Raw genomic sequence first — 26,040 nt, forward strand, 5'->3', positions numbered from 1 at the left:
AAAAACTGATCCACCTTAATCTGCCTGAGCTTTGCGCAGCGCGTTGCGAACGGCCCCCAATACGGTATTCAATTCCTCGATTGGCACACCACCAAAGGCCAAACGCAAGGCTTGAGGCACCGCGACAGTGGTCGCAAAAGAGGCCGCGCCAGAGACTGATATGCCCTCTTCCTTCAGCTGGCTGACGATAGGATCAGCGCGTAGACTGGGATCAAGCGGTAACCAAGCGAAACCTGCGTTGCGGTGCGACAAGATAGGAATATCACCCAAAGCAGCTCGACAAATCTGTTGACGCTCACCACCGTCCCGCCGTCGGGTGTCCATCGATGCCGCCAAAGTCCCATCTTCGATCCAGCCAGTCACCAAGCCTGAAATCAACGCCGGCGCATTCCACGTTGTCGCACGGATCGCCTCGACCAGTCGCTCAATATGCGTTTGAGGCGCAATCACATACCCCAAGCGCAATCCCGTTGCGATGCTTTTGGAAAACCCGCCAATATGCACGGTCCGTTCTGGCGCGATGGACAAAAACGTTCGCGGCGGGTCGGGTTCAAGAAAGGCGTAAGCGGCATCTTCAACAATCAACAGATCATGTTTACGTGCCACTTCAATCAAGCGCAGTCGCGTTGCCTCATCCATCACAGAGCCCAGAGGGCTATGGACGGTAGGCATCAGATAAACCGCTTTGATGTGCCTTGCACAACAGTGCCTATCCAAATTATCAGGGTCCATGACGCCCGCGCGGCTTTCAATTGGAACGATCTTTACACCTTGCATCGCGCAGACAGATTTAAAGCCCGGATAGGTCAAGGGATCGGCGGCCACGACATCACCGGGGCGCAAAAGACCCAATGCTGTGATCGCCAAACCATGTTGTCCGCCAGACGTCACAAGCAGGCATTCAGGGTCAACCGCACCAAGCGAGGCCTCAAGGTTTTCGGCGATGATCCGTCGCTCATGAATCCGCCCGCCATGTGGTTGATAGCGCAGCATGGCCTCAAGATCACCTGCCGTTGCAAGCTTGCGCAGCCCTGCCCGCAAAATGTCCGCGTCTCCCGCATCCCCCGGCATATTGAACACAAGATCGACAAGACCGTCATTTGCGGTTTGATGTGCTCCCAGCGTGATTGGCAGGCCAAGATCACGTACGAAAGTGCCACGCCCCGCTTCGCCCACGACCAAGCCTCTACGTTCCAATTCGCCATACACGCGGGTTGCCGTGGCAAGCGCGATGTCGAACTGTTCCGCAAAAGCCCGATGTGTTGGCAGCTTGGTCCCTGGGGTCAGTTTACCCTTTTGGATCGCGCGCGCGAGTGTATCGGCAAGATGTAAGTATCGGGCTTTGGGCATGGGTTCACTGTATCTAGGACAATTTTAAAATTGCCATAGTTTTGTCCACTTGGCAATTGAGGGCAGGTAATTCCCAAAGGTGATACAATGACAAAACTCATCCCTGCATCCTTGCTCGCTATTGCGCTGTTCACGGTGACCTTTGCAGTGAACCTGCAAGCTCCGCTTTACGACATCTATGCGGCGACAAGTGACGTGGGTGCGACTGCCGTGACCATTGCTTTCGCGGCCTATGTCGGGGGGCTTATGCCAACACTGCTGTTACTTGGCGGGCTGTCCGATCGCATCGGGCGACGGATACCGATTGCACTGGCATTGCTCCTTGGTGCAGGCGCGACGTTGCTGTTGGTGCAGGCTCCCAGTTGGATCAGCCTTGTGATTGCGCGTCTGTTGCTTGGGATCGGAACGGGTTTAGCGACCACCGCAGGAACTGCCTATATGACAGAGATTTTAGGCGAGACCCGCGCACGCAACGCGGCGCTGACTGTGACATCCGCGACATCACTTGGTTTTGGCGGTGGGGCTTTGGCCACAGGTATCAGCCTTGGTTTACAAGGTCCCAGCCTGCTGCCAGTCAGCTACATTGTTTTGTTGATCGCAGCACCGATTTTAGCGCTCATTGCATTTACACTACCACGAGAGGACCGCCCCAAGCGCGTCTCAGTTCTGCGTCTTCCTGTTTTCCCCAAAGGCACATGGGTCTTTGGCTGCGCTATGGCTTTGGCATGGTCCACAACCGGCATGACAATCGCTGTGGTACCGCTTGAACTGGCGGCAAACGGCCTTGGAGGCTGGACGGGCTTGGTGATTTTCTTAGCGATTTTTGTCGGATTTCTGTGCCAACCCATTGCGCGATGCATGAGCAACACGCAGTCACTCGCGCTGGGGTTTGGCCTGATTCCACTTGGTTTTCTCGTACTGCTAGCTGGCGTATGGTTGCACACACTTGCTTTGGTTTTGATTGGCACCTGCATCACAAGTGCGGCAAGCTATGGATTTAGCTATCTCGCCGCGCTGTCCGAAGTCACGCTGCATGCCCCACGAGATCGGGCGCGCGCCACAGCAGGACTGTTTGCCTACGCCTATTTCGGATTTTCTCTGCCCGTGATCGCCAGCGGTGCCTTGGCCGATTGGCTTGGGTTGCTCGCAGCGATGATTGTCTTTGCCATGGCGCAGGTCTTTGTTACAGCCATCCTCGTTTTGCTGTGGTGGCGACAATCTAGGGCGTCTGCCTTATCTGTTAGTGCGCGCTAGCCTATCACCCATGACGAGGCGCAGCCGTTGATCCACGCTCTTTTAAAAAAGTATCGATCACATGGCCTCGAGACGTCAGAACAGTTGCGCTGAGCAAACGCGAAAACAGCGTAGCTGTCCAAACGCCACCTTATGAGGGATCTTGTTGACCCCATGCCAAAAGCTGTGGACAGTTAAGACAATCACCGAAGGCCCTTAAACCAGATGTATAAGTCAAACCAATTTAACCCTATGCTGTCAGAGCACCTAGACCTGTTTACCCTGTGTCAAAGCGAAACAGCCGAAAAACTGGGCATACATAACATGCCCCAAGATGCCGATGTGATCGAGAATTTGAGACAACTCTGTCTCAACGTGCTAAATCCGGCAATCGTCCATTTTGATTTGCCTTTGTTCGTCACCAGCGGATACCGTTGTCCTAGGCTGAACGCAGAGATCGGCGGGCTGGAGAACTCGCAGCATCTTTTAGGCCAAGCCGCAGATATTATGATGGGCGGCATCCGCAACGATGAGCTTGCAAAATGGATTATTGAAAACACAGATTTCGATGAGGTCATTCTTGAAAAGTTTGATCCTGACAGTGGCGCGTACGGCTGGGTCCATGCATCCTACAACACGAACAATAATAGAAACCGCGTGACCACCTTTGATGGGACGACATTCCATGATGGGTTTCACTATTTCGATCTGGGCCAGTCCACTTAAGCCCCCTGCATGCCCTCAAATTTGACCACTCAGCTTTGGCCATTCCTAAAACGGAATCTGTCGGTCCTTTGCTGCGCATTGAATGAAAACGGACGCTAAGCCTACTATGATTGGCTGACAAAAATCAGCGGATTTTCAGAATCAAATTTCTCTGAACCAAGAATAGCCTTGAGCAACAGCCCCTAATTAGGGGCGAAAAGAATGGGGCTGTCGGCTGGCGCCCCTGCACAGAATCCTTAAAATTTCATATATATTTCTACTACTTAAGAAAAAACACACCAAATTAGAATGAAGCAAACATGACAGTTGTTTACAAAACGAAACTTGTGTGCCCAATATGGGATACTAATCAAGTATACTAGTCTGCATGACCAATTGCAGCCTGTTATAGTCTGGGAGGACACCATGTTTAATTTCAAATCAACTGCGGCATTTGCCGTTGGCGCTATTGCTGCGACTGCTATTATGGCAACTTCGGTTTCCGCCGAAACAGCTTTGCGCGGCGCAAGCCTGTTCGACGAAGAGCACGCCTACACAAAAACTTTGCGCGAATTCGAACGCCTTGTCGGTGAAAACTATGATGGCGATGTGTCTTTTGACGTCAGCCTGAACGGCGAACTTGGCGACGAAAGTGATTTTGTAACGTTCTTGCAGCAAGGTGTTGCGATCGATTACGCAGTTATGGCACCGTCCAACATGGCAACATTCGCCCCCTCTATCCCGCTCATGGATATGCCATTCTTGTTCCGCGACCTCGATCACTGGAACACAGCCCTTTCCAGCGGCGTTATGGCCCCTCTCGAAGCTGAGCTTCTGGAAAAAGCGAACATCCGCATCATCGGTTACGCAGGTGGCGGCGTTCGCAACCTCGCATCAGCAAAACCAATCGGCAACATGGAAGAGCTGACAGGCCACAAGATGCGCGTTATGGGCGCACCGATCCAAGCGAAAACATTCGCAGCGATCCAAGCCTCACCAGCTGCCATCGCGTACAACGAAGTGTACAACGCGATCCAAACGGGCGTAATCGGCGGATTTGAAAACGAAGCGGCATCGATCCAGAACCTCAAGTTCTACGAAGTTGCGCCGAACATCACGTTGACACGCCACGCGATCACAGTGCGCCCCTTGGTGATGTCTGAAAGCACATTCTCTAAACTTGATGCTGATCTGCAAGCCGCCGTTTTGAAAGCTGGCGCGGAAGCTGGTGCATTTGGTCGTGAGTTGGAAAGCCGTCAAGACGGTGAGAAAATGCAAGAAATGATCGATGCTGGTCAGGTTATGGTTCAAGAATTTGAAGGCCGTGACAAGCTGCTTGAGATGGTTATCCCAGTTCAAGACGCTTACGCAGCTGAGCTTGGTGCGACTGAACTTTTGAACGCAATCCGCGCTCAATAAGAACGCTTTGCATCGCATGAGTGTCGGCGCCCATTCGCGGCGCCGACATGTCTTTGAGGGTTAGGGGATTAAAATGATTGGACGGATGCTGGATCAGCTTTGCAATGGGTTGAGAGTCTTGTTGGGCACGCTGATTGCCCTTCTCGCTATTCCGGTCGGAATGCAGGTCTTGGCGCGATATACTGGTGTTATCCCAGTGTATCTTTGGACAGAAGAACTGGCCACATTCATCTTTGTTTGGACGGTCATGATTGGCGCTATGATTGCAGTTTGGGATGGATCACATTTCGATGTGCGCGTCATTCCCGATGCCAAAAGCCCTTTGCTGACCTTGCTGCAAAACGGGTTCGTTTTGGTTATGATCCTCGCCTTCGCACTTGTTTTCACGTGGTACGGGATTGACTACGCAAAATTCGGCTACATCCAAAATTCCGTGATGATGCGGGCCAATATGTTGATCACCTATATCTCACTTCCGATTACTGGTGCAGTCTGGTTTTTGTTCGCAGGGTACCGGCTTTTTGAAGCCATTCAAATCTATAAAAACAGGGCGGGAACCGCAGCATGATTATTACAACTGGCCTCGCCTGTGCCATTCTAGTGGGCGGATTCATTTTCTTGGTCGCGATGCGCATTCCTGTGGCTTTTGCGCTGGCGATTGCGACGGTGCCAATCGTTGCGCTTGAACTGCGCCTGACCCCGTTCATTGTGTTGGACCGAATGTTCCAATCCTATAATTCATTCATCTTGCTTGCTGTGCCGTTCTTCTTACTGGCTGCCAACCTGATGAATTCCGGCAAAGTGACGGACAAACTGATTGAGCTGTCACGCGTCTTAACGGGATGGATGCCTGGCGGCTTGGGGCATGTGAATGTGGCCGTTTCTATGCTGTTTGCGGGCATTTCAGGTTCGTCCACCGCTGACGCGGCAGGATGTGGCAAAATCTTGATCCCAGCGATGATCAAAGAGGGCTACGACCGTCGTTTCGCCATCGCGATCACAGCCTGCTCTTCGGTCATGGGGGTGATTATCCCACCATCGATTCTGATGATCGTTTGGGGCGGTGTCATGCAAACCTCTGTGGGGGCGCTGTTCCTTGCAGGGGCTGTTCCTGGGATTATGATCGGCCTTGCGTTGATGGCAACTGTTTACGGCTATGCAAAAGTCTACAACTATCCAATCATCGGCAAACCGACACTTGCCGAAATTTGGAAAGCGTTTAGAGGCGCATTCCTTGCCATGCTCACACCAGTCTTTGTGATTGGCGGCATTGTCGGCGGTATCGTAACGCCAACAGAAAGCGCGATCATTGCTGCGGGGTATTCATTGATACTCGGGATGTTTGTCTATCGCTCGATCACGGTCAAAGACCTCGGTCACATCTTTTATGACACCGGTAGATTTGCGTCGATCTCGCTTTTTGCAATCGGATCTGCCTCTGCGTTTGGCTGGTTACTGGCCTTTTACCACGTACCGCAATTGGTCGTGGACACGATGACCAGCCTTAATTTTGGCCCCTTCGGAACTGCGCTTGTGATTGCTGGCCTGTTCTTGTTCTTTGGTCTGTTCATTGATGCGATCCCGACAATCATCATTCTTGGTACGGTGCTTTTGCCAGTAGCAACAGCCGCCGAGATTCATCCGGTTGTTTTTGCAATCATCGGAATCGTATCACTGGCTTTTGGTTTGGTGACGCCTCCTTACGGATTGTGTCTGCTGATATCGGCCTCGATTGGGGGCATGAATGTCGTTCAGGTCATGAAGGAGGTCTGCATCATCTTGCTGCCGATGTTGCTGATCTTGTTGTTGATCATCCTCTTTCCAAATATCGCACTTTGGCTGCCGCAAATGTTGATGCCAGAGACTTTCAACTAAAATCAACGCGACATCATTTGCCATTAACGCCACGCCTCATACCGAAGCGTGGCGTTTTCACTGTTGCCTCTGAAAGTTCAAACAGCCCCCAGACATAACAAAAACGACCCCTTAGGGTTTAAATCCATTGTTTCATATTGCCCTGCGAATGAACCAAACCAGCATAGACACAAAATAGATTAAAAATGGGGTACTATCAGATGAAAATGGGTTTTGTTGGACTTGGAAATGTTGGTGGAAAACTGGCTGGTAGCTTGTTGCGCAACGGACATGACCTGACAGTTCTAGACCTCAACGCCGATCTGGTCGCAGACTTTGTCGCTAAGGGCGCGAAATCAACGGACACTCCTGCGGCGTTGATGCAAGCCTGCGATGCGGTCATCACATGTTTGCCGTCTCCGGCAGCTTGTGCCGCAGTTGTTGAAGAAATGATCCCCTTTGTCGAAACCGGCAAAATCTGGATGGAAATGTCGACAACAGAAGTGTCCGAAGTCAAACGACTGGCGGCTCTTGTGACTGAAAAAGGCGGCACAGCGATTGAATGCCCTGTCTCTGGCGGTTGCCACCGCGCGGACACGGGCAATATCTCGATCTTTGCAGGCGCCGATCGTGCGACCTTTGAACGTATGTTGCCGATCCTGACAACCTTGGGCCGCCGCGTTTTGCACACTGGCGAGATCGGGTCTGCCTCAACATTGAAGGTTATGACAAACTATCTGGCGACTGCAAACTTACTGACCTGTTGCGAAGCCTTGGTCACGATGAAAGCCGTGGGCATAGACATGAACACCACCTATGAGGCGATGAAAATCAGCTCAGGCACATCCTTTGTGCATGAAACGGAAAGCCAAGTGATCTTGAACGGGTCGCGCGACATTTCCTTTACTATGGACCTTGTGAAAAAGGACATCGGCCTGTTTCAAAAACTGGCCGAAGACGCAAATGTGCCGCTTGAGATCAGCCCCTTAATGGTCGAGATTTTCAACGATGGCATCGCGAAATATGGCGAACGTGAATTGTCACCCAACATCATTCGCCGCCTTGAAGATGCAACAGGTTTGGATGTTACGGCAACAGGGTTCCCGTTGGAACTGACCGACGAAGAACCAGAAGAGCAAGGCTATGAAGTGATCCCAACCGGTTTGAGCAAGCCCATTTTGGCGGATTGATATCTTCGGTCAAAACAGCCCTTATACCGATGCACATAACATAAAAAAACGGCGCAGAACCTCTGCGCCGTTTTCGTTTTAAGGTTAGGTTGCTTACGCAGTGAACGGGGGACGCACCTTGATTTCGAGGTAGTCTTCCAAACCAAACACACCACCTTCGCGGCCATTGCCGGACTGCTTATAACCGCCAAATGGTGATCCGTAATCAGGGCCACGTCCGTTGATCTGGATCGTCCCCGCACGCAATCGACGTACAACGCGCGACACCCGCGCCTCGTCACTCGATTGAATATAAGCGGCAAGGCCATAATCCGTGTCATTGGCCATCTTGATCGCGTCTTCTTCGCTGTCAAACGGCGTGATAACCAAAACGGGCCCAAAGATTTCTTCGCGTGAAATGCGCATATCGTGATCTACATCACAAAAGATCGTCGGCTTCACATACCAACCCGTCTCCAAACCTTCAGGCTTGCCAAGACCGCCAACCAAAACGCGTGCGCCCTCATCGATGCCGACTTTGATCATCGCTTGCACGCGGTCGTATTGGATTTTGTCAAAAACAGGCCCGATGTGATCGCCTTGCTGCGCAGGATCACCAACGGTTTGGGCCTCGCCCGCAGCTTTCGCGATTTCCAAAACCTCGTCGTAACAGCTGCGCTCGATCAACAAACGCGTTGGCGCGTTGCACGATTGGCCTGTGTTGTAAAAACACCCTTGAACGCTTTCGGTGACGCGCTTTTCCAAATCCGCATCTGCAAACACAAGGTTGGGGGATTTTCCACCCAGCTCCAACGTCACACGTTTCACACCATCGGCCGCATCTTTGGACACGGCAGTCCCTGCGCGGGTAGACCCCGTGAAAGACATCATGGCGATATCTGGGTGGCGCGACATGGCTGAGCCAACAGAAATACCATCGCCTTGCACCAAGTTGAATACGCCCGCAGGATAGCCAGCGGCCTCGACGATTTCAGCGTAGATTTGTGCGGATATTGGCGTGTGCTCTGATGGTTTCAACACACAAGTGGCCCCTGTCGCCAAAGCTGGCACGACCTTCAACGCGATTTGATTGATCGGCCAGTTCCACGGCGTGATCAAACCACAGACACCAATAGGTTCGCGCGAAATGATGTCCCCGTTTGGCAGAGTCTCTTCGTCATCCAAATTTTTGAGCGCTGCGATGAAATCATCTAAATGCCCCAAACCAGACTGCGCCTGCACATCCAATGACATGGTCGCAGGAGCCCCCATTTCGGATGTCATCGCAGCGGCCAAATCACCCAGACGTGCCACTGTGGCCGCCCGCAAGTTTTCAAGCAAGGCCAAGCGTTCGGCTTTTGTTGTCATCGAAAACGTCTCGAAAGCGCGCTTTGCTGCGGCAACAGCACGATCAACGTCTTCGGAATTGCCCATAGATACAGTCCCGATTTGGGCCTCTGTCGCAGGGTTCATGATCGGCATTGTGGCGTCGGACGCTGGATCAACCCAAGCGCCATCAATGTAGAATTTATTCAGTGTCAGCATGATGTGGTTTCCTCAAGACTGGCTATAGATGAATAGCTATGGGGTGACTGGCAATTCTGCCATTTCAATATGCAATTCTGTGCCTTCATAGGGCATTTGGGCGATGGCTTCATCATCCAATTCCAACCCCAAGCCCGGGCTGGTGGGTGGAATGACATAACCATTTTCCCAAGTGATCTCGCCTTTGACTGCACTCATATAAGGACCATCAAATGTCCCTATGCTTTCAAGGACAAGAAAATTTGGACTGCAGGTCGCAATCTGAATATTTGCCGCGGCCACAATAGGCCCGCAATACAGATGCGGCGCGATTTGCGCAGACCGTGTTTCGGCCATCGAGGCGATTTTTTTGGCTTCTAAAAGCCCACCAACACGCCCCAGATTGATCTGCAAAATAGACGCAGCACTGGCTTCTAACATGCGTGCGAATTCGTGCTTGGTGCACAACCGTTCGCCCGCTGCGACAGGGATCGAGGTAAAGCTTGCCACCTGTGCCATGTCAGTCGGGTTTTCGGGCGGCAGCGGTTCTTCGAACCAAAGCGGGTCAAACTCTTCAAGCGCACGCGCCATACGTTTGGCCCCCGACACCGTGAACTGACCATGAGTGCCAAACAACAGATCGGCACGATCGCCCACAGCCTCGCGAATATCCCGACAAAACGCCACGCTACGTGTGATATCCTCAAGCCGTGGTTGATGTCCGTCATAAATGGAAAACGGGCCAGCAGGATCAAATTTGATTGCCGTAAATCCCTGTTCAACCATACCAAGCGCCACTTCGGCAGCGATGGATGAATCGTTATAAGCGTTGGGCTGGCTCGGATCAGGGTACACATCACCAGCGGGGGGATAGATATAGGAATAGCTACGCAAACGATCATGCACACGCCCGCCGAGCAGCTCATATACTGGCAAGTCAGCCGCCTTTCCGATGATGTCCCAGCAGGCCATCTCTAGCCCGCTGAACACACCCATCACACTCACATCGGGGCGCTGGGTAAAACCTGCGCCATAGGATTTGCGAAACAGGACCTCGATATGATGCGGATCAGCCCCATCGAAATGACGGCCAAACATGTCGCGCGCCATGGCGCCGCAGACATCAGGTCCGAAAGTCGCGTTGTAAATCTCGCCAACGCCGGTGATCCCGCAAGCTGTCGTAAGGCGTACGAAAATAAAGTAACGCCCGCCGTGACGCGGTGGTGGATTTCTAACGACAAAGGTTTCTAATTTCTCCAGTTTCATAGAGAATCCTCCAAAATCAAATCTGCAGCACGCATCGCCAACATCATCGTCGGCGCGTTTGTGTTGCCTGAGGTTATGTTCGGGAACGCTGAGGCATCAACGACCCGCAGTCCGCTCACGCCATGAACACGCAGCCTTGCATCAAGCACTGAATCTCCGCGATCGCGCCCCATCCGACAGGTACATGTCGGGTGATATACCGTTTTGGCGCGGTCTTGGAAATCAGCCAACAGTGCGGCATCGTCTAAGACCATCAAATCGGGTGCCTTCGCAGCGGTCGTCACGGCTTGCAGGCTGGCTGTTTTGACAAAGCGTTGCAAGGTTTTCCCCGCGCGAACAGCGGAGGCTTTATCATCTTCGGTGCTGAGCGATTGCGGATTGATGATTGGCGCATCTTGGGGCGATGCGGATGCAATTTCGATAGATCCTACGCTTGTGGGGCGGCAAGGCTGCGCAGAAATTTGATAGCCAGAAGACCTGTCTACGACTGTCGCGCCAGAAGAAGATTCACCATAGGAAACGGGGTTGAAATAGAGCTGCATATCAGGCACCTCGCGGTCAGCCTCAGAGCGCACAAAGCCGCCAACTTGGTTGACAGGTACAGCCAGCGGCCCTTTGCGGCTCAGCACATACCGTGCGCCAGCACATAGCTTTCCAAACGTCCGCCCAAGCGTATTGTTCAAGGTCACTTGATCTGTTGCGAACTGATGGGAAACAACCAGATGGTCTTGCAAGCCACGCCCAACCTGCGGCACATCATGCACGACCTCGACACCGTGACGACGCAACAGATTTTCAGGGCCGATACCAGAAAGCTGTAACAGTTTTGGCGAATTGACAGCGCCTGCACAAACGATGACCTCTTTGCATGCTGTCACTTGGTGTTGCTTTTCGCCGCGACGGAATGCGACGCCAGTGACTTTACCGTTCTCGCTGATCAGACGATCAACCATGGCATGACGGACGATGCATAAATTAGCGCGACGCTGGGCTGGGCGCAAAAAAGCATCAGCCGATGACCAACGACGACCGTTACGCACAGTGCTGCGATAATACCCGATCCCGTCCACATCAGGCGCATTCATATCAGAAACAACGGGATAATTTGCATCCTGTGCTGCCTTAAGAAAATGGTCGGAGAACGCAGACATTTGATCGGACAAATCAGAGACCACAATGGGCCCATCACCGCGTGTCTGGCGTCCTGTTGCAGTCAGTTCTACATGGGTTTCCATCCGGTTATAGACCGCTTTTACGCTATCCCAATCCCAGCCTCGCGCGCCAGATTTGGCCCAATCATCAAAATCATGCGCCAAACCGCGCACATAGGCCATCGCATTGATAGACCCTGAGCCGCCGATCACTTTGCCACGCGGCCAAGATATAGACCGCCCGTTCAATCCCGCATCAGGCGCAGTATGATACCCCCAGTTCAAGGCAGGGTTTGCAACATTTATCGCGTAACCCAAGGGCACCTTGATCCAAAACTGCGCGTCACTGCCGCCCCCCTCAAGCAAGAGGACTTTGTAACGTCCGCATTCAGTCAACCGATTGGCCAAAACGCAGCCTGCAGAGCCTGCTCCGACAATCACAAAGTCGAAATTTGAAAAATCCATACTGATCGCCCGCCTGTTCTTGGGCTTTCATAAACAGCGTCAAAGGTCTGTGTTGCAAACAAATGGATTTGCACCAATGGGGCAAAAAAAATTGACCATCAAGGATTGATCAGCAAAACAAATACATGCACAGGTGGAGTCACAAAAACGGGGTGTATGATCATGAGACGTCTTCCGCATGTGAATTGGTTGCGAACGTTTGAGGCTGCAGCCCGTCACAGTTCGTTTGCAGCGGCTGCAGACGAGCTTTTGTTGACACCTGCCGCCGTCAGCCAACAAATCAAATTGTTGGAAGAAACTCTGGAAATGAAACTGTTCAAACGCCTGCCCAAAGGTGTTGAGTTGACAGACATCGGTCAAGCCTATGCCCAGCCTGTCCGCGCCTCATTTCATGATTTAAAAACCGCCACAGATGACCTGTTCAAACCCAAGACGAAAACAAGCCTGCGCGTACGTGCCTCGATCTCTTTTGGCGTGCTTGTCTTGGCGCCTCGCCTGCATGAATTTCGCGCCTTGCATCCTGAAATCGATATTGTCTTGTCAACCATCGTCTGGTCAGATCGCATGAGCGACGCGACGATTGACGTCGACATTCGCTATGGTGCAGGCGACTGGCCCGAACAAGACATTTGGCCTTTGGGCGAAGGGCAAGCGACCCTTGTGTGTAATCCCAGTGACGCGGCTTTATTTCATCGCGATCCAACGGGCCTGAAAGATGCCGACATCGTGCCGATCATTGGCTCTGAAAACGACTGGCCGCTTATGTTCCAAAAACTGGGATTAGACTGTCCGGTGCCACACCCTTGGATGCCAGTGGATTCCTCGTTGCTGGCTTTGGAAAGTATCGCAACTGGGCGTGGCGTGGCGATTGTAAACAAGATGTTTTCAAAGGGTCACATCAAGCGCGGCTTGCTGACAGCTCCCTTTGAGCAAACACTTAAAACCCAAAACGGGTTCTATTTTGTCGCACAGCCTGATCCCAAAAAACAGGCACAGATCAGCCTGTTCTATGACTGGCTCACATCGATAATCGCGTAACCTAGTCAAGCCCTAGCGGCAGGTTCATCAGTACTCATGACACCTATCGCCATAGTTATCCACGGGCCGAAGGCAGCGTCATATTAACTCCCAACCAAAGGGGCATATGAGCGGCACCCTGCCCTGTGATAATCTATGTCAATCAAGATCGTTTTGATACAGGATCAAATCGGCAGCCACGCTTTCATCAAGAATACGTTCCGCATTGGGCAGGTCGTTGCCACTGGCGCGTTGCAATGCAGCCTCAGGCGTCAGGCCATGATCGATCCAGCGTTGCAGCAATCTGTTACGCAACACCTGACGCGGTGGAGAGACAAAAACAGTCGCAGAAAAGAGATCTTTCAACGACGACCAAGGGGCGGATTTGAGCAAAAGGTAATTGCCTTCAACCACGACAATGGGCGTCTTGGGGTGGATGGAAAGCGCCCCCGCAACCGACAGGTCCATCCCGCGATCAAATCGCGGAAAGAACAGCTCATGAGATTGATCGTGCAAACGGCCAAGTGCGGCACAGAACCCATGCGCATTAAATGTTTCTGGCGCGCCTTTGCGGTCAAAAAGCCCTTTGGCCTTCAAGATAGCATTATCAAGGTGGTAGCCATCCATAGGCACGAGTGCGGCCATCGGGATTTCCCCTTTGGCCGCATCATTCAACGCAATGACAACAGCTTCGGCCAAGGTTGATTTGCCTGATGCTGGCGGGCCTGCGATACCGATCACGGTTCTACCGCTGTCAGTCAATCCAGCGCGCGCCATGGCACAAACCGCTTCAACATCAGCCTGAAAGGGCGTCATGCCCTTAGGCCGCCACACTTTCCGGCGTCAGATGCCTCACAATAGGCTGATAAAGCCACACTCAGCCCATCGCTCCAAATCATGCGTAACCAATGATCGAAAGCCGCAGTAAATGCAGGATTTTGTGCCAAATCACCATAGATTGACTGCTGATCAAGCCAAGCCTGCGGACGCGAGCGCGCGGCTTCGGCCGTCGCCTGAAGTGCGTCCCACATTGGATCGTTCGGCTCGATCTGGCTGCCGTCCTCACGTGTGCCCTGACACATACGCGCCCATGCGGCCTCGACCAAGGCGAAGCCGTCCAGCGGTGTGCCTTTATCGATGGCTTTGCGCACCAAAGGCAAAACGAAACCCGGGTGACGCGCACTGCCGTCATAAGCCACGCGACGAGTCGTATCGCGGATCTTTGAATTTGAAAAACGAGACTTGATCAAAGTGACATAGTTCTCTGGTGTCATGTCAGGAACGGCCTCGACGTGCGGAACAACCTCGTCTAGGGCAACTTTTTCAAACAACCCAGCGATCAGCGGATGCTCCATACAGTCAGAAATCGTCTCAACCGATAGAACCTCTGCCACATTAGCGATAACTTGGTGACCCGCATTCAGGATGCGAATTTTCATCGTCTCAAAGGCATGCACGTTGTCGGTAAAGGTCACACCAACCTTTTCCCACGCGGGGCGACCGGCGCAAAAATCGTCTTCTATCACCCATTGACGGAAATTTTCATGGCTCACAGGGGCTGTGTCATCGACGCCTGCTGCACGCGCGGTCTCAATCAAAGCAGGTCCAGTGGACGGCACGATGGAATCGACCATTGAATTCGGGAAGCTACAGTTTTCAACAATCCAGTCGGCCAAATCGGGGGCCTGAAGGCGCGCAAGGCCAACAATGGTTTGACGCAAGACATCGCCATTGCCTTGCAAATTGTCACAGCTTTGCGCCGTAAACGGACCTGTACCCGCAGTGCGGCGCATTTTCAAAGCTGCAACCATAGCGCCAAAAGCTGTGCGCGGCGTGTCAGGATGCTCTGCATCATAGGCGATATCAGGATGCGCGGTATCAAAGGCTTGGGTCACGGGATCGATATAATAGCCACTTTCGGTGACCGTAAGGGCGACAATACGAATGTCAGGTTGCGCCATCCGGTTGATCAACGCCCCGTTGCCATCTTCGATCGGTACGTAATCAATCATCGAACCGACCACTTCCATGGATTGCCCTTGTGGAGACAATTCGATCAAAGTCGTCATGTAGTCCTGCGCCACAAGGCGTGCACGCATATCGGTGTCATAAGACCGAACGCCCGCGCCAACGATGGCCCAATCGAGCGCCTCACCTTGCTGCATCAGCCGGTGCAAATACCACGACTGATGCGCACGGTGAAAATTACCGACCCCGATGTGGACAATGCCCGGCGTGAGAGCGCTGCGATCATAGTTTGGACGCAAAACGTCTTTAGGAAGATCGCCGAGGTTGGCATTATTGAGCTTCATTTCACGCAATCCTTAAACCCGCGGCATCGAACCGATGCATTTCATTTTTACGCGGATTCAATCCAATTTTATCACCATGCTTGAGGCTAACATCCCCAATAGCGCGTACCGTCAACATCTCACCTAAGCCTGTGTTATGAATATGGAAAAATGTATCAGAACCGAGATGTTCAGCCACACCGACAGTCCCGTTCCATTCACCTTCGCCATCAACAACATCGATGTGTTCAGGGCGCACGCCGATCGTATGCGCATCGTATTTGGCCGCTTCTTCACCGGTGATCAGGTTCATCTTAGGTGACCCAATAAAGCCAGCCACAAAGACGTTGCGCGGGGTGCGATACAACTCAAGCGGACTACCGATCTGTTCGATCACACCGGCCTGCAGAACCACAATTTTGTCAGCCATTGTCATGGCTTCGACCTGATCGTGTGTCACATAAACCATCGTGGTTTTCAGGCGTTTGTGCAGTTCGGAGATTTCCAAACGCATGCCCACACGCAAGGCGGCATCAAGATTTGACAAAGGTTCGTCAAACAAGAAAGCCGAAGGTTCACGCACAATCGCACGGCCAATGGCAACACGCTGGCGTTGACCACCTGACAACTGACCTGGGCGACGATCGATATAGTCTTTCAGGTTCAAAACTTCGGCAGCCGCATTGACGCGTTTGTCGATTTCAGCCTGATCCATCTTTGCCATTTTCAACGGGAAAGCGATATTCTTGCGCACCGACATATGCGGGTAAAGCGCATACGATTGGAACACCATCGCCAGCCCGCGCTTGGCAGGAACCAATGAAGTCGCATCCGTGCCGTCAATTTCGATATGACCAGAGGAGATGTCTTCCAATCCTGCAATCAGACGCAGCAAGGTTGATTTACCGCAACCAGATGGCCCGACGAAGACTGTGAATTCACCTTCGTGAATGGTGAGATCAAGTGGCGGAATGACTTGGGTATTGCCAAAGCTTTTGGTCACTTGTTTGAGTTCGATTTGTCCCATGAGCAAGGTTCCTTATTTCACCGCGCCAAAAGTCAGGCCGCGGACAAGTTGTTTCTGGCTGAACCAGCCAAGGATGAGAATTGGAGCGATCGCCATTGTAGAGGCCGCACTGAGTTTCGCGAAAAACAAACCTTCAGGGCTAGAATAGCTTGCAATAAAGGCTGTCAAAGGCGCCGCTTTGGCGGCTGTCAGATTGAGCGTCCAAAAGGCTTCGTTCCAAGCCAGAATGAAGTTGAGCAACAAGGTCGACGCGATGCCGGGAATGGCCATTGGCGTCAGGATATAGAAAATCTCTTCGCGAAGTGTCGCGCCATCCATACGAGATGCCTCAAGGATTTCGCCCGGAATTTCGCGGAAATACGTGTAGAGCATCCAAACGATGATCGGCATATTTGACAACATCAAGACCATGATCAAACCGAACCGCGTATCCAAAAGGTTCAACCAAACAAACAGCAGCGATAATGGGTACAGCGCACCCACTGCAGGCATCATCTTGGTCGACAACATCCAAAGAAGAATGTTTTTCGTTTTGGCAGAAGGCACAAAAGCCATCGACCATGCTGCCGGCACCGCGATGATGATACCCAACACCGTCGATCCCCCTGCAATAATCACGGAATTCCACAAAAACCGCATGTAGTCGGACCGTTCTTGGACCACTGCATAATTTTCCAACGTCCAGTCGAAGTTGAAAAACACTGGTGGATTGCTGATCGCCTGAGCCTCAGTCTTAAAACTGGTCAGAATGGTCCAAAAGATTGGAAAAAAGATCAACAAACCAATAAGCCATGCAGCGGCGGTCGTGATGATCTTGCGTTGCGTTGATACTGAACGTGCCATGTGTCCGTCCCTATTGATCGAGGTTTTTGCCGACAATGCGCATCAAAAAGATTGCAATGATATTGGCAAGGATGATGGCATAGACGCCGCCTGCGGACCCAAGTCCGATGTTCTGGCTGTCAATGACACGTTGGAAGATGAGAAAGGTTAGTGTGCGCGTCCCGAAGGCCCCGCCAGTCGTCACGAATATCTCTGCAAAGATAGACAACAGAAAGATTGTCATGATGAGCGTTACGATGGTAATCGCCCGTCCCATGTGCGGCAAAACGATATAAGCGAACCGTTGAAGCGGGTGGGCGCCGTCCATTTCAGACGCTTCAAGCTGTTCACTATCGAGCGACTGGATCGCAGTCAGCAGGATCAGAGTTGCAAACGGCAGCCACTGCCATGAAACAATAAAGATGATTGAACTGAGCGAGGCATCTTGCAGCCAAACAACCGGTTCCGCTCCGAAAAATCGCCATAAATGTGCGAAAAGGCCATTGACCGGATCCATCATCATGTTTTTCCAGACCAATGCGGACACTGTTGGCATCACAAAGAAAGGTGCAATGACAAGAATGCGGACAATGCCTTGCCCCCACATTGGTTGGTCCAGTAACAGCGCGAAAAGAACGCCGAAGATGATACAAATAGCGAGAACGCCACCGACCATCAAAACCGTAATCTGAACGGATGGCCAGAACGAGCTGGACGAGAAAAACCGTACGTAGTTTTCAAATCCAACCCAGTCGAGACCCTTTGCGATGGAGTCGCCACGCATCGGCAGGAATTTTACGAACGAGAACCAAAGAGTCAGAACCAGAGGCACCAACATCCACCCTAAAAGGAGGACGACAGCTGGTGCCATCATAAGACGAGCCGCGGATCGGGATGCTTTAGTAGCCATAAGAAAATTTCACTTTTTGCAGGCGCGCAGAATTGGCCGCGGGCACACTGGTTTGGGTCATAAAAGCAAATAAAACGTCCAAATAAATCGGAGGGCAAACTCTGTGTTCGCCCTCCGACCTAGGAGGAACTTCTAGCGGTAGCCAGCGGCTTCCATTGCGTCATTGGTGAGAGCCTGAGCTTTTTCCAACGCTTCTTCTACAGTCTGTTGACCTGCATAGGCAGCAGAAAACTCTTGGCTAACTTCAGTCGCGATTCCTGCATACTCTGGAATTGCAACAAACTGGATGCCAACATATGGAACCGGCTTAACGCTTGGGTTTGTTGGATCAGCAGCGTTGATTGAGTCCAGTGTCATCTGTGCGAAAGGCACCTTCAGGTACTCTGGGTTTTCGTAAAGTGATGTACGTGCACCAGGAGGAACATTAGCCCAACCTTCATTTGCTGCGACCAATTCGATGTAGGCTTTAGATGTTGCCCACTCAATAAAGGTCTTCGCTTCAGCTTCTTGCTGTGTGCCAGCAGGGATCGCGAGCGCCCAAGCCCAGAGCCAGTTGGAACGTTTCTCAACGCCTTCAGCGTTTGGTGCCAAAGCGAACCCAACAGAGTCTTTCACGGTTGAATCGTCACCTGTGACAAAAGATGCCGCAACAGTCGCGTCGATCCACATGCCACATTTGCCTTGATTGAAGAGGGACAGGTTTTCGTTGAAACCGTTTGTCGCATAACCTTCAGGACCGTAGTCGTTCATCAAGTTGACGTAAAAGTTGACTGCGTCAGACCATTCAGGTTGATCGAACTGCGCGTTCCAATCTTCGTCAAACCAGCTTGCACCGAAAGAGTTTGCAGTCACAGTGATGAAAGAGCCGCCTTCGCCCCAACCCGCTTTGCCGCGCAAACAGATACCGTTTACGTCGTTTGCAGGATCGTCCATAGCGGCAGCCGCTTCGCGGATGAACTGCCATGTTGGATCTTTTGGCATAGTCAAGCCAGCAGCTTCCATCAGGTCAGTGCGATACATGACCATTGAGCTTTCGCCGTAGAATGGTGCCGCGTAAAGTGTACCATCATGTGACAAACCATTGCGCATCGCAGGCAAGATATCGTCAACGTCGTATTCAGCGGACATGTCGCTTAGTGGCACAAGCCAATCGTTTGCACCCCAGATAGGTGTTTCGTACATGCCGATTGTCATAACGTCGAACTGACCACCCTTGGTGGTGATGTCTGTTGTGACGCGTTGGCGCAAAACATTTTCTTCCAAGGTCACCCAGTCAACGGCAATGCCAGTTTCTGCGGTGAACTGATCTGTATAGCCCTGCATACGGATCATGTCGCCGTTGTTCACTGTCGCGATGGTGATTGTTGCTGTGGGGTCTGCTGCCATTGCACCAGTCGCTGTGACCAATGTAAGCGCGGTTGCCGCACAAAGTGTATTTCTCAAAGACATCTGAAATCCTCCCTGACTAGATGTAGTCCAATCAAGGTAGGGGATAAACTATGCTCGCGTCAATAAATATTTTACGCGCGTAAAATATATGGCAGCTAAGCTGACGCACGCAGGATCAACTTTCCCTCTATCCGCGTGCTTTTCCAAGGATTTTCCTGACCATCGATAGCAGCAAACAAGGCCTTTGCCGCCTGCAATGAGACCGCTTCGTAGTTGTGAGAAACCGTTGTCAAAGGGGGGCAAGTGTAGCGTGTCAGTCGATGACCATCCTGCCCTGCAACCCGAATCGCATCCCCTTCAGACCGACCAACAGAAAGACCATTTTCATAACAGGCTGTCAAAAAACCAATGGCCAAGCGGTCATTGCTGCACAAGATGGTGTTCGTTGAAAACAGCTTGCGGGCCAAGGCATCATTCGCACCTCGGAACCCGATTTCTTCAAAAGCCCAGCCTTCTCCTTCGATAGAGATCACTTGTGGCTCGAACCCGAACGCAGCCATGGCATCTAAATAACTTTGGCGGCGGCGATGTGCATTCGGGTTCGCAGGTGTCTTCATCTCAAAAAAGCACGGCGGCTCCCCCGAGCGACACAAATAATCTGTAATGTCTCTCGCAAACTGCATATTGTCGGAGCCAACAAACTCGATTCCGATGTCCCCGACTTTACTATCAAATATAATTGTCGGTACATCTTCGCAAAATTTTTCCAGAACGTCCCGATCTGATGCACGCCCTAAAGGCGCAATTAAGACACCCGCAGGTTTGAGCGAACGCAGGTTGTCGAGGATTTCAACTTCAAACTTTGGATCGCCGTGCGAACTAAACATCGTCGGTCGATACCCTGCATCGATACAATGCTGTTCAAGGTTTCGTGCAATTTCAGCAAAATATGTATCTGACAATAAAGGCACAACGATACCAATGTTTTTGGTCATCGCTCTGTTCTGGTTCATCGCATAGATGTTGGGTCGATAATTGTATTTATCTATCGCAGCCTCAATGCGTTCGCGCGAAGACCGGCGTACACTATCGGGATCATTGAAATATTTGGAAACGGTCGGTCTGGAAATCCCACTGATCGCGGCAAATTGCTCCATGTTCTTAATACCGCTGTCAGACATGAAACCTCTCCCTATTTTCCGCCATAGCAATTTAAACTTGCCGCGCGCAAAAATTCAATCCTTTGCTGGAAAGCATTTGTAAAATCTAAAAAGCGTGATTTTTTGAACCGTCACGATTCAGGTGCCAATGCCGCACGCGCGACGACACCTAGCGATGACTGCGCTATCCGTCACATTTTGTACGCCCTGCCATTGGAAGGTCAAAGACGAGCCAAGCTGTCGGCGATCTCTGTTGCGATGGCCCGTGCGTCGCAGCCTTCACGCTCAGCAGATACACGCAAGCCCAAAAGGTCCGACTGATATCGCCGCGCGAGCACTTTGGGGTCATGTGCTTCATCGATGTCACCGCATGATTGCGCCTGCGCAAAGAGGTCGGCAAAACCGCCTTCCATGCGCAGCAAATGCTGATTGGCTTCTTTTGCCAAGGGGTGTTTGTGCGCTTGAAGCTCTAACAAGGTTTTGGACAGCATACAGGCTTTCGCTGGCACATCGTCATTATCGATGGCCATCATTGGAAAGCGTTGCAGCGCTTTGAGCGCGCCGTGGTTTTCAACCAACGCGTTGAGGCGTGCAAGCCCATCCGCCGCATATTGAGCCATAGCAAGCTCGAACAAAGCGTCTTTGGACCCAAAGGCGGCATAAAAACTGCCCGGTTTCATTTGCAGAACGGCTTCTAGGTCTTTCAAAGAGGTGCCCGCCCAGCCGCGCCGCCAAAAAAGATCGCGGGAGCGGTTGATCAGGTCAGCCCTGTCATAATTTGGTTTGCGTGGCATTGGGTCACCGATTGTTGAACGATTGCTCAATTATATACTTGAGTGATCACTCAATAAAGCATAAAGATGCGATATACAAACTTTATGAAAGACATTCCAATGTTGAACTTCCCATCACACGATCTCGAAACAGCACCAGAAGCCTCCAAGCCTCTCTTGGAAAATTCACAAAAAGCGTTCGGCCGCCTTCCTGGCTTGCACAAGGTTTTGGCTGAAAGCCCACAAGCCTATGAAGGCTACCAAATCCTTCACAAACTCTTCACTGAGACCGATTTTGACGCGGACGAGCTAACAGTTGTATGGCAGGCCATCAACGTTGAGCACGCGTGCCATTACTGTGTTCCTGCACACACTGGCATCGCTAAAATGATGAAAGTTTCTGATGAGATCACAGAAGCACTGCGCACAGAATCACCTTTGCCATCTGCTAAGCTCGAAGCTTTGCGCACTTTCACCATTCAAATGGTTCGCGCGCGCGGCAACGTGACTGAAGCACAAATGCAAACTTTCTTCGACGCAGGCTATGGCCACCGTGCCGTGCTTGACGTGATCTTGGGCTTGGCTCAAAAAACCATGTCAAATTACATCAACCACGTTGCAGAAACACCTGTTGATGAAGTGTTCAAACCACTTGCATGGACTCGTGGCGACAAACCTCTCGAAGTATAAGATTTTCGAGATTTAAAATTTAAGGGCGCGCTAACACCAAGGTGTAAGCGCGCCCTTTTACATTTCAAAAATTGAAGTATTTAAAATCAGATTAGGTGATGACATCTGGCGCTGTACGGCCAGAAAACCCTTCGATCTGAATGATCGTATGTGCCGCTTTGAGAACATCAGCCAGCGCCTCCTGCGGGTCTTGATCGAAATCTTCCAGATCCAACTTTTCGACATAGAGCCGCAGCGTTGCACCGCTTGTGCCAGTACCAGACAGCCGCACAACAAACCGCGCGCCGCCTTCAAATACCACCCGTACACCTTGATGCGCAGAGGTGCTGCCATCGACAGGATCAAGGTAGGAATAATCATCCGCCGTCTCAACGGTCAGCGCACCAAAGCTTTGACCTTTCAACCCCGCCAAAGCACCGCGCAAGGCGGAGATCATCGCATCGGCCTTGTCGCTTTCAATCGCCTCAAAGTCGTGGCGTGAATAGTAGTTGCGCCCAAACTTGGCCCAGTGATCTTGCATGATCTCAGGCACGGATTTACCCGTGGCAGCCATGATATTGAGCCACATCAGCACAGCCCATACACCATCTTTTTCGCGCACATGATCAGAGCCAGTGCCAAAGCTTTCTTCGCCACACAAAGACACGCGGCCATCGTCCATCAGGTTCCCAAAGAATTTCCAACCCGTTGGCGTCTCGTAACATGCGAGGCCCAGCGCATCGGCCACACGGTCCACAGCCGCCGACGTGGGCATCGAACGCGCAACGCCTTTGAGACCTCCAGCATATCCCGGCGCTACAGTGGCGTTGGCGGCAATCACCGCAAGACTGTCAGAGGGACTGACATAGCAATTGGGCCCAACGATCATATTGCGATCACCGTCACCATCAGAGGCACAGCCGAAAGCTGGCGCGTTTGCCCCCATCATTTCATCCATCAATTCATGCGCCCAAGTCGGGTTGGGATCAGGATGCATTCCGCCGAAATCAGGCAATGGTGTGCCATGCACGACAGAGCCTTTGGCAGCTCCCAGCAGGTTTTCGATAATCGCAGAGGCATATGGTCCGGTGATGGCATTCATCGCGTCAAAGCGAATAGCCGTACCGTTTGCGATCATTTTGCCGATGGCAGGGAAATCAAACAGGCTTTGCATCAGATCAACATAGGCGGTGACCGGATCAACGATCTCGATTTGCATGTCCCCAAGGGTTGCTGCGCCAATTACTGACAGATCAACGGAGCCCCCGTCAAAAATATGGTACTCTTTAATGGATTTGGTCACAGCGAAAATCGCGTCTGTGACGCTTTCAGGCGCAGGACCACCGTTGGCCATGTTGAACTTGATACCGAAATCTTCGTCAATACCACCGGGATTGTGGCTGGCCGACAGGATGATGCCGCCATCGGTCTTCATCGAGCGGATCAAATGCGACGCTGCAGGCGTGGACAGCAAACCGTTTTGCCCCGCAATGGCTTTTGCCGCCCCATTGGCTGCGGCCATGCGCAGGATAATCTCTGTGGCTTTATCGTTGTAGAAACGACCGTCGCCCCCCACGATCAATGTCTTACCTTGAACGCCACCAATGCCATCAAAAATAGCTTGCACAAAGTTCTCTAGATAATGCTCTGTCATGAAAATACGGCATTTTTTACGCAAGCCCGATGTTCCCGGTTTTTGACCTTCAATCGGTGCGGTATTGATCGTTTTTTTCGTCATCATAGAAATCCTTTAGCAAAATTAGGTGGCAGGCATCAGCGCGAAGACACAGACCGAAGCAGCGCGAATAAGTGCGGTATCGCCCGTGACGCATTGTGCGCCCGCATCGGGTGCAGATGTATCAAGAATCAATTCCCATGTCATATCGTCCGCACATGGAGGCAATGTGACTTCTACATCGCCGTCGTTGTTTATCACCAAAAACAACACATCATCAGAGGCACGGTATTCGGGCGTGCCAAAAGATGTGCGCACCTCGGTGCAAATGGTTTTGGTCTCAGCGCTTTCCCACTCTGCGCGTGTCGGCGGCGTACCATCGGGCATCCGCCAAAACACATCTGGCTTACCATCTTTCAGACGAGGTCGCGCATGCAAAAAACGCAACTGGCGCAGAACATTGTGATCGCGGCGCAGTTTTGTCAGCTTTTGAACAAAAGCGAGCAACCCTTCGTCCGCACCCCCCCAATTGACCCAGCCGATAGGGTTGTCTTGACCAAAGGTGTTGTTGTTGCCGTTTTGCGTATTGCCAATCTCATCGCCAGCCAAAATCATCGGCGTACCTTGCGATAAGAACGAACAGGCCAGAAAATTGCGCTGTCGCTGAGCGCGCGCGGCATTGATGGCAGGATCATCCGTAGGGCCTTCAACGCCCATGTTGTCTGAATAGTTGTCGTCTTTGCCGTCGCGATTGTCTTCGCCATTGGCCTCATTATGTTTGGCATTGTAGCTGACGGTGTCGCGCAGAGTCATACCATCATGGCAGGTGATGAAATTGATCGAACTGGTTGCCGCGCGCCCTGAGTGGTCAAAGGTCATCGCACTGCCCAGCAGACGGCGACCGATCAAAGGCATCATGCCCTCATCGCCCCGCCAAAACTTGCGCATATCATCGCGAAATTTGTCGTTATATTCTAAAAACGGATGCGGCCAATTGCCAAGTTGATAACCGCCAGGGCCGATGTCCCAAGGCTCGGCGATCAATTTCACAGTGCTCAACACAGGGTCTTGCCCAAGCGAATCCAAGAAACCGCCCTTGCGATTGAACCCTTCAGCTTCTCGTCCCAGTACAGTGGCCAAATCAAAGCGAAATCCATCGACATGCATGACTTCGACCCAGTACCGCAGACTGTCCATGATCATGCGCAACACCATCGGATGGCGCACGTTCAACGTATTGCCCGTGCCTGTGTCGTTGATGTAGTGGCGTTCATTTTCGGACAAACGATAGTATGATTTGTTGTCGAGACCTTTGAAGGACAGCGTTGGCCCAAACTCGTTGCCCTCGCCCGAATGATTGTACACCACATCCAAGATCACCTCGATGCCAGCGGAATGAAACCGCCGCACCATGGTTTGAAATTCCCAGATGCCTTCTTGCGTCATATAGCGTGGTTCTGGCGCAAAGAATCCCATGGACTGATAGCCCCAGAAATTCGTCAAACCAGCCTCGAGCAAAAACTTATCATCCAAAAACGCGTGTACAGGCATAAGCTGCACCGTGGTGATGCCAAGCTTGGTCAAATAGTCCAGCACAGGCTCGGACGACATGCCAAGAAACTTACCGCGTTGAGTGTTTTGCAAATCAGGAAACTGGGCTGTCATGCCTTTGACATGTGCCTCGTAAATCACCGTGTCTGACGACGACGTTTCAGGGTGGCGATCATCGCCCCACTGAAAGCTTGGGTCCACAACAACACTGCGCTGAACATAGGGTGCTGAATCCCGCGTATCAAAGCTAAGGTCTTTGTCCTTAGCCCCGATCGTATACCCCATGATTGCGTCGTCCCAAATCAAATCACCTGACAGGCGTTTGGCATAAGGATCAAGCAATAGTTTATTGGGGTTAAACCGGTGGCCTTCTTCAGGTCGGTACAGCCCATGAACACGATACCCATAACGCGTTCCAGGGCTCAAACCCGCGACATAGATATGCCAGACATCCCCATCACGTTCCAACAAAGGAATGCGCGCGATCTCATGCTTGCCGTCATCCGAAAACAAACACAGATCGATCCTTTCAGCATGTTCAGAAAATACGGCGAAATTGACGCCCTGCCCGTCATACGTGGCCCCTATTGGGCTAGGCCGCCCTGCTGACATTGAATGGT

The 26,040-nt window shown here is 51.9% G+C and carries 22 protein-coding genes; 8 read left to right on the plus strand and 14 right to left on the minus strand.

The window, feature by feature from the left end; genetic code table 11:
- Positions 1 to 15 precede the first annotated feature (15 nt).
- The gene (locus tag KO503_RS11460) at positions 16 to 1,350 is read right to left on the minus strand and encodes a PLP-dependent aminotransferase family protein (RefSeq protein ID WP_215991680.1); all 1,335 of its coding nucleotides are present in this window, start codon (positions 1,348 to 1,350) and stop codon (positions 16 to 18) included.
- 87 nt (positions 1,351 to 1,437) lie between these two features.
- Here KO503_RS11460 and KO503_RS11465 point away from each other — a divergent pair, with 87 nt between their 5' ends.
- The 6 genes from KO503_RS11465 to KO503_RS11490 all read left to right on the plus strand — a co-directional run bounded on the left by KO503_RS11465 (position 1,438) and on the right by KO503_RS11490 (position 7,751).
- Positions 1,438 to 2,604 (plus strand): MFS transporter, encoded by a 1,167-nt coding sequence (locus tag KO503_RS11465; protein WP_215991681.1) that lies wholly within the window; start codon positions 1,438 to 1,440, stop codon positions 2,602 to 2,604.
- 204 nt (positions 2,605 to 2,808) lie between these two features.
- Positions 2,809 to 3,309 (plus strand): D-Ala-D-Ala carboxypeptidase family metallohydrolase, encoded by a 501-nt coding sequence (locus KO503_RS11470; protein ID WP_215991682.1) that lies wholly within the window; start codon positions 2,809 to 2,811, stop codon positions 3,307 to 3,309.
- Between the two features lie 405 nt (positions 3,310 to 3,714).
- Positions 3,715 to 4,707: a TRAP transporter substrate-binding protein gene (locus KO503_RS11475; RefSeq protein ID WP_215991683.1), complete on the plus strand. Its 993-nt coding sequence runs from the start codon at positions 3,715 to 3,717 to the stop codon at positions 4,705 to 4,707.
- Positions 4,708 to 4,780: 73 nt separating this feature from the next.
- Positions 4,781 to 5,275: a TRAP transporter small permease gene (locus KO503_RS11480; protein WP_215991684.1), complete on the plus strand. Its 495-nt coding sequence runs from the start codon at positions 4,781 to 4,783 to the stop codon at positions 5,273 to 5,275.
- Complete coding sequence (locus tag KO503_RS11485; protein WP_215991685.1) at positions 5,272 to 6,582, plus strand: TRAP transporter large permease; 1,311 nt, start codon at positions 5,272 to 5,274, stop codon at positions 6,580 to 6,582. The genes KO503_RS11480 and KO503_RS11485 overlap by 4 nt, the downstream gene beginning before the upstream one ends.
- 200 nt (positions 6,583 to 6,782) lie before the next feature.
- Positions 6,783 to 7,751, plus strand: coding sequence for an NAD(P)-dependent oxidoreductase (locus KO503_RS11490; RefSeq protein ID WP_215991686.1), 969 nt, complete (start codon positions 6,783 to 6,785; stop codon positions 7,749 to 7,751).
- Positions 7,752 to 7,844: 93 nt separating this feature from the next.
- Here KO503_RS11490 and KO503_RS11495 read toward each other — a convergent pair whose 3' ends face one another.
- From KO503_RS11495 to KO503_RS11505, 3 genes are read right to left on the minus strand one after another with little or no spacing between them, the layout of a single operon-like run.
- Entirely contained in the window at positions 7,845 to 9,275 is a 1,431-nt protein-coding gene (locus KO503_RS11495) for an aldehyde dehydrogenase family protein (RefSeq protein ID WP_215991687.1), read from the minus strand.
- Between the two features lie 36 nt (positions 9,276 to 9,311).
- Positions 9,312 to 10,520, minus strand: coding sequence for a mandelate racemase/muconate lactonizing enzyme family protein (locus KO503_RS11500; RefSeq protein ID WP_215991688.1), 1,209 nt, complete (start codon positions 10,518 to 10,520; stop codon positions 9,312 to 9,314).
- A complete protein-coding gene (locus KO503_RS11505) occupies positions 10,517 to 12,136 on the minus strand; it encodes a GMC family oxidoreductase (RefSeq protein ID WP_215991689.1) in 1,620 nt (539 codons plus the stop codon). The genes KO503_RS11500 and KO503_RS11505 overlap by 4 nt, the downstream gene beginning before the upstream one ends.
- A 162-nt stretch (positions 12,137 to 12,298) precedes the next feature.
- Between KO503_RS11505 and KO503_RS11510 the strand changes: the two genes are divergently transcribed.
- Positions 12,299 to 13,174: a LysR family transcriptional regulator gene (locus KO503_RS11510; RefSeq protein ID WP_215991690.1), complete on the plus strand. Its 876-nt coding sequence runs from the start codon at positions 12,299 to 12,301 to the stop codon at positions 13,172 to 13,174.
- Positions 13,175 to 13,312: 138 nt separating this feature from the next.
- Here KO503_RS11510 and KO503_RS11515 read toward each other — a convergent pair whose 3' ends face one another.
- The 8 genes from KO503_RS11515 to KO503_RS11550 all read right to left on the minus strand — a co-directional run bounded on the left by KO503_RS11515 (position 13,313) and on the right by KO503_RS11550 (position 21,546).
- Entirely contained in the window at positions 13,313 to 13,969 is a 657-nt protein-coding gene (locus tag KO503_RS11515; RefSeq protein ID WP_215991691.1) for a nucleoside triphosphate hydrolase, read from the minus strand.
- Complete coding sequence (locus KO503_RS11520) at positions 13,966 to 15,465, minus strand: mannitol dehydrogenase family protein (protein ID WP_215991692.1); 1,500 nt, start codon at positions 15,463 to 15,465, stop codon at positions 13,966 to 13,968. The genes KO503_RS11515 and KO503_RS11520 overlap by 4 nt, the downstream gene beginning before the upstream one ends.
- 1 nt (position 15,466) lies before the next feature.
- Positions 15,467 to 16,471 carry an ABC transporter ATP-binding protein gene (locus tag KO503_RS11525; RefSeq protein ID WP_215945225.1) on the minus strand — a complete coding sequence of 335 codons (1,005 nt, stop codon included), beginning with the start codon at positions 16,469 to 16,471 and terminating at the stop codon, positions 15,467 to 15,469.
- 12 nt (positions 16,472 to 16,483) lie between these two features.
- Entirely contained in the window at positions 16,484 to 17,314 is an 831-nt protein-coding gene (locus KO503_RS11530) for a carbohydrate ABC transporter permease (RefSeq protein WP_215991693.1), read from the minus strand.
- Positions 17,315 to 17,324: 10 nt separating this feature from the next.
- The gene (locus KO503_RS11535) at positions 17,325 to 18,203 is read right to left on the minus strand and encodes a carbohydrate ABC transporter permease (protein ID WP_215991694.1); all 879 of its coding nucleotides are present in this window, start codon (positions 18,201 to 18,203) and stop codon (positions 17,325 to 17,327) included.
- A 132-nt stretch (positions 18,204 to 18,335) separates the two neighbouring features.
- Entirely contained in the window at positions 18,336 to 19,652 is a 1,317-nt protein-coding gene (locus KO503_RS11540) for an ABC transporter substrate-binding protein (protein WP_215991695.1), read from the minus strand.
- A 95-nt stretch (positions 19,653 to 19,747) separates the two neighbouring features.
- Positions 19,748 to 20,773: a LacI family DNA-binding transcriptional regulator gene (locus tag KO503_RS11545; protein ID WP_215991696.1), complete on the minus strand. Its 1,026-nt coding sequence runs from the start codon at positions 20,771 to 20,773 to the stop codon at positions 19,748 to 19,750.
- A 200-nt stretch (positions 20,774 to 20,973) separates the two neighbouring features.
- Complete coding sequence (locus tag KO503_RS11550; protein WP_215991697.1) at positions 20,974 to 21,546, minus strand: TetR/AcrR family transcriptional regulator; 573 nt, start codon at positions 21,544 to 21,546, stop codon at positions 20,974 to 20,976.
- 99 nt (positions 21,547 to 21,645) lie between these two features.
- On the opposite strand from KO503_RS11550, the gene KO503_RS11555 reads away from it, so the two are divergent.
- The gene (locus tag KO503_RS11555; RefSeq protein ID WP_215991739.1) at positions 21,646 to 22,215 is read left to right on the plus strand and encodes a carboxymuconolactone decarboxylase family protein; all 570 of its coding nucleotides are present in this window, start codon (positions 21,646 to 21,648) and stop codon (positions 22,213 to 22,215) included.
- Between the two features lie 91 nt (positions 22,216 to 22,306).
- Here KO503_RS11555 and KO503_RS11560 read toward each other — a convergent pair whose 3' ends face one another.
- Both KO503_RS11560 and glgX read right to left on the minus strand, forming a co-directional pair.
- A complete protein-coding gene (locus KO503_RS11560; protein ID WP_215991740.1) occupies positions 22,307 to 23,932 on the minus strand; it encodes an alpha-D-glucose phosphate-specific phosphoglucomutase in 1,626 nt (541 codons plus the stop codon).
- Between the two features lie 21 nt (positions 23,933 to 23,953).
- Positions 23,954 to 26,032, minus strand: coding sequence for a glycogen debranching protein GlgX (gene glgX, locus KO503_RS11565; protein WP_215991741.1), 2,079 nt, complete (start codon positions 26,030 to 26,032; stop codon positions 23,954 to 23,956).
- Positions 26,033 to 26,040: the final 8 nt, after the last annotated feature.

It is taken from the genome of Pacificibacter marinus (assembly GCF_018860505.1).
Lineage (GTDB): Bacteria > Pseudomonadota > Alphaproteobacteria > Rhodobacterales > Rhodobacteraceae > Celeribacter > Celeribacter marinus_B.

Coding starts and splice junctions, on each gene's coding strand:
- KO503_RS11460 (WP_215991680.1), bottom strand. CDS start 1,350: ATGCCCAAAGCCCGATACTTACATCTTGCCGATACACTCGCGCGCGCG.
- KO503_RS11465 (WP_215991681.1), top strand. CDS start 1,438: ATGACAAAACTCATCCCTGCATCCTTGCTCGCTATTGCGCTGTTCACG.
- KO503_RS11470 (WP_215991682.1), top strand. CDS start 2,809: ATGTATAAGTCAAACCAATTTAACCCTATGCTGTCAGAGCACCTAGAC.
- KO503_RS11475 (WP_215991683.1), top strand. CDS start 3,715: ATGTTTAATTTCAAATCAACTGCGGCATTTGCCGTTGGCGCTATTGCT.
- KO503_RS11480 (WP_215991684.1), top strand. CDS start 4,781: ATGATTGGACGGATGCTGGATCAGCTTTGCAATGGGTTGAGAGTCTTG.
- KO503_RS11485 (WP_215991685.1), top strand. CDS start 5,272: ATGATTATTACAACTGGCCTCGCCTGTGCCATTCTAGTGGGCGGATTC.
- KO503_RS11490 (WP_215991686.1), top strand. CDS start 6,783: ATGAAAATGGGTTTTGTTGGACTTGGAAATGTTGGTGGAAAACTGGCT.
- KO503_RS11495 (WP_215991687.1), bottom strand. CDS start 9,275: ATGCTGACACTGAATAAATTCTACATTGATGGCGCTTGGGTTGATCCA.
- KO503_RS11500 (WP_215991688.1), bottom strand. CDS start 10,520: ATGAAACTGGAGAAATTAGAAACCTTTGTCGTTAGAAATCCACCACCG.
- KO503_RS11505 (WP_215991689.1), bottom strand. CDS start 12,136: ATGGATTTTTCAAATTTCGACTTTGTGATTGTCGGAGCAGGCTCTGCA.
- KO503_RS11510 (WP_215991690.1), top strand. CDS start 12,299: ATGAGACGTCTTCCGCATGTGAATTGGTTGCGAACGTTTGAGGCTGCA.
- KO503_RS11515 (WP_215991691.1), bottom strand. CDS start 13,969: ATGACGCCCTTTCAGGCTGATGTTGAAGCGGTTTGTGCCATGGCGCGC.
- KO503_RS11520 (WP_215991692.1), bottom strand. CDS start 15,465: ATGAAGCTCAATAATGCCAACCTCGGCGATCTTCCTAAAGACGTTTTG.
- KO503_RS11525 (WP_215945225.1), bottom strand. CDS start 16,471: ATGGGACAAATCGAACTCAAACAAGTGACCAAAAGCTTTGGCAATACC.
- KO503_RS11530 (WP_215991693.1), bottom strand. CDS start 17,314: ATGGCACGTTCAGTATCAACGCAACGCAAGATCATCACGACCGCCGCT.
- KO503_RS11535 (WP_215991694.1), bottom strand. CDS start 18,203: ATGGCTACTAAAGCATCCCGATCCGCGGCTCGTCTTATGATGGCACCA.
- KO503_RS11540 (WP_215991695.1), bottom strand. CDS start 19,652: ATGTCTTTGAGAAATACACTTTGTGCGGCAACCGCGCTTACATTGGTC.
- KO503_RS11545 (WP_215991696.1), bottom strand. CDS start 20,773: ATGTCTGACAGCGGTATTAAGAACATGGAGCAATTTGCCGCGATCAGT.
- KO503_RS11550 (WP_215991697.1), bottom strand. CDS start 21,546: ATGCCACGCAAACCAAATTATGACAGGGCTGACCTGATCAACCGCTCC.
- KO503_RS11555 (WP_215991739.1), top strand. CDS start 21,646: ATGTTGAACTTCCCATCACACGATCTCGAAACAGCACCAGAAGCCTCC.
- KO503_RS11560 (WP_215991740.1), bottom strand. CDS start 23,932: ATGACGAAAAAAACGATCAATACCGCACCGATTGAAGGTCAAAAACCG.
- glgX (WP_215991741.1), bottom strand. CDS start 26,032: ATGTCAGCAGGGCGGCCTAGCCCAATAGGGGCCACGTATGACGGGCAG.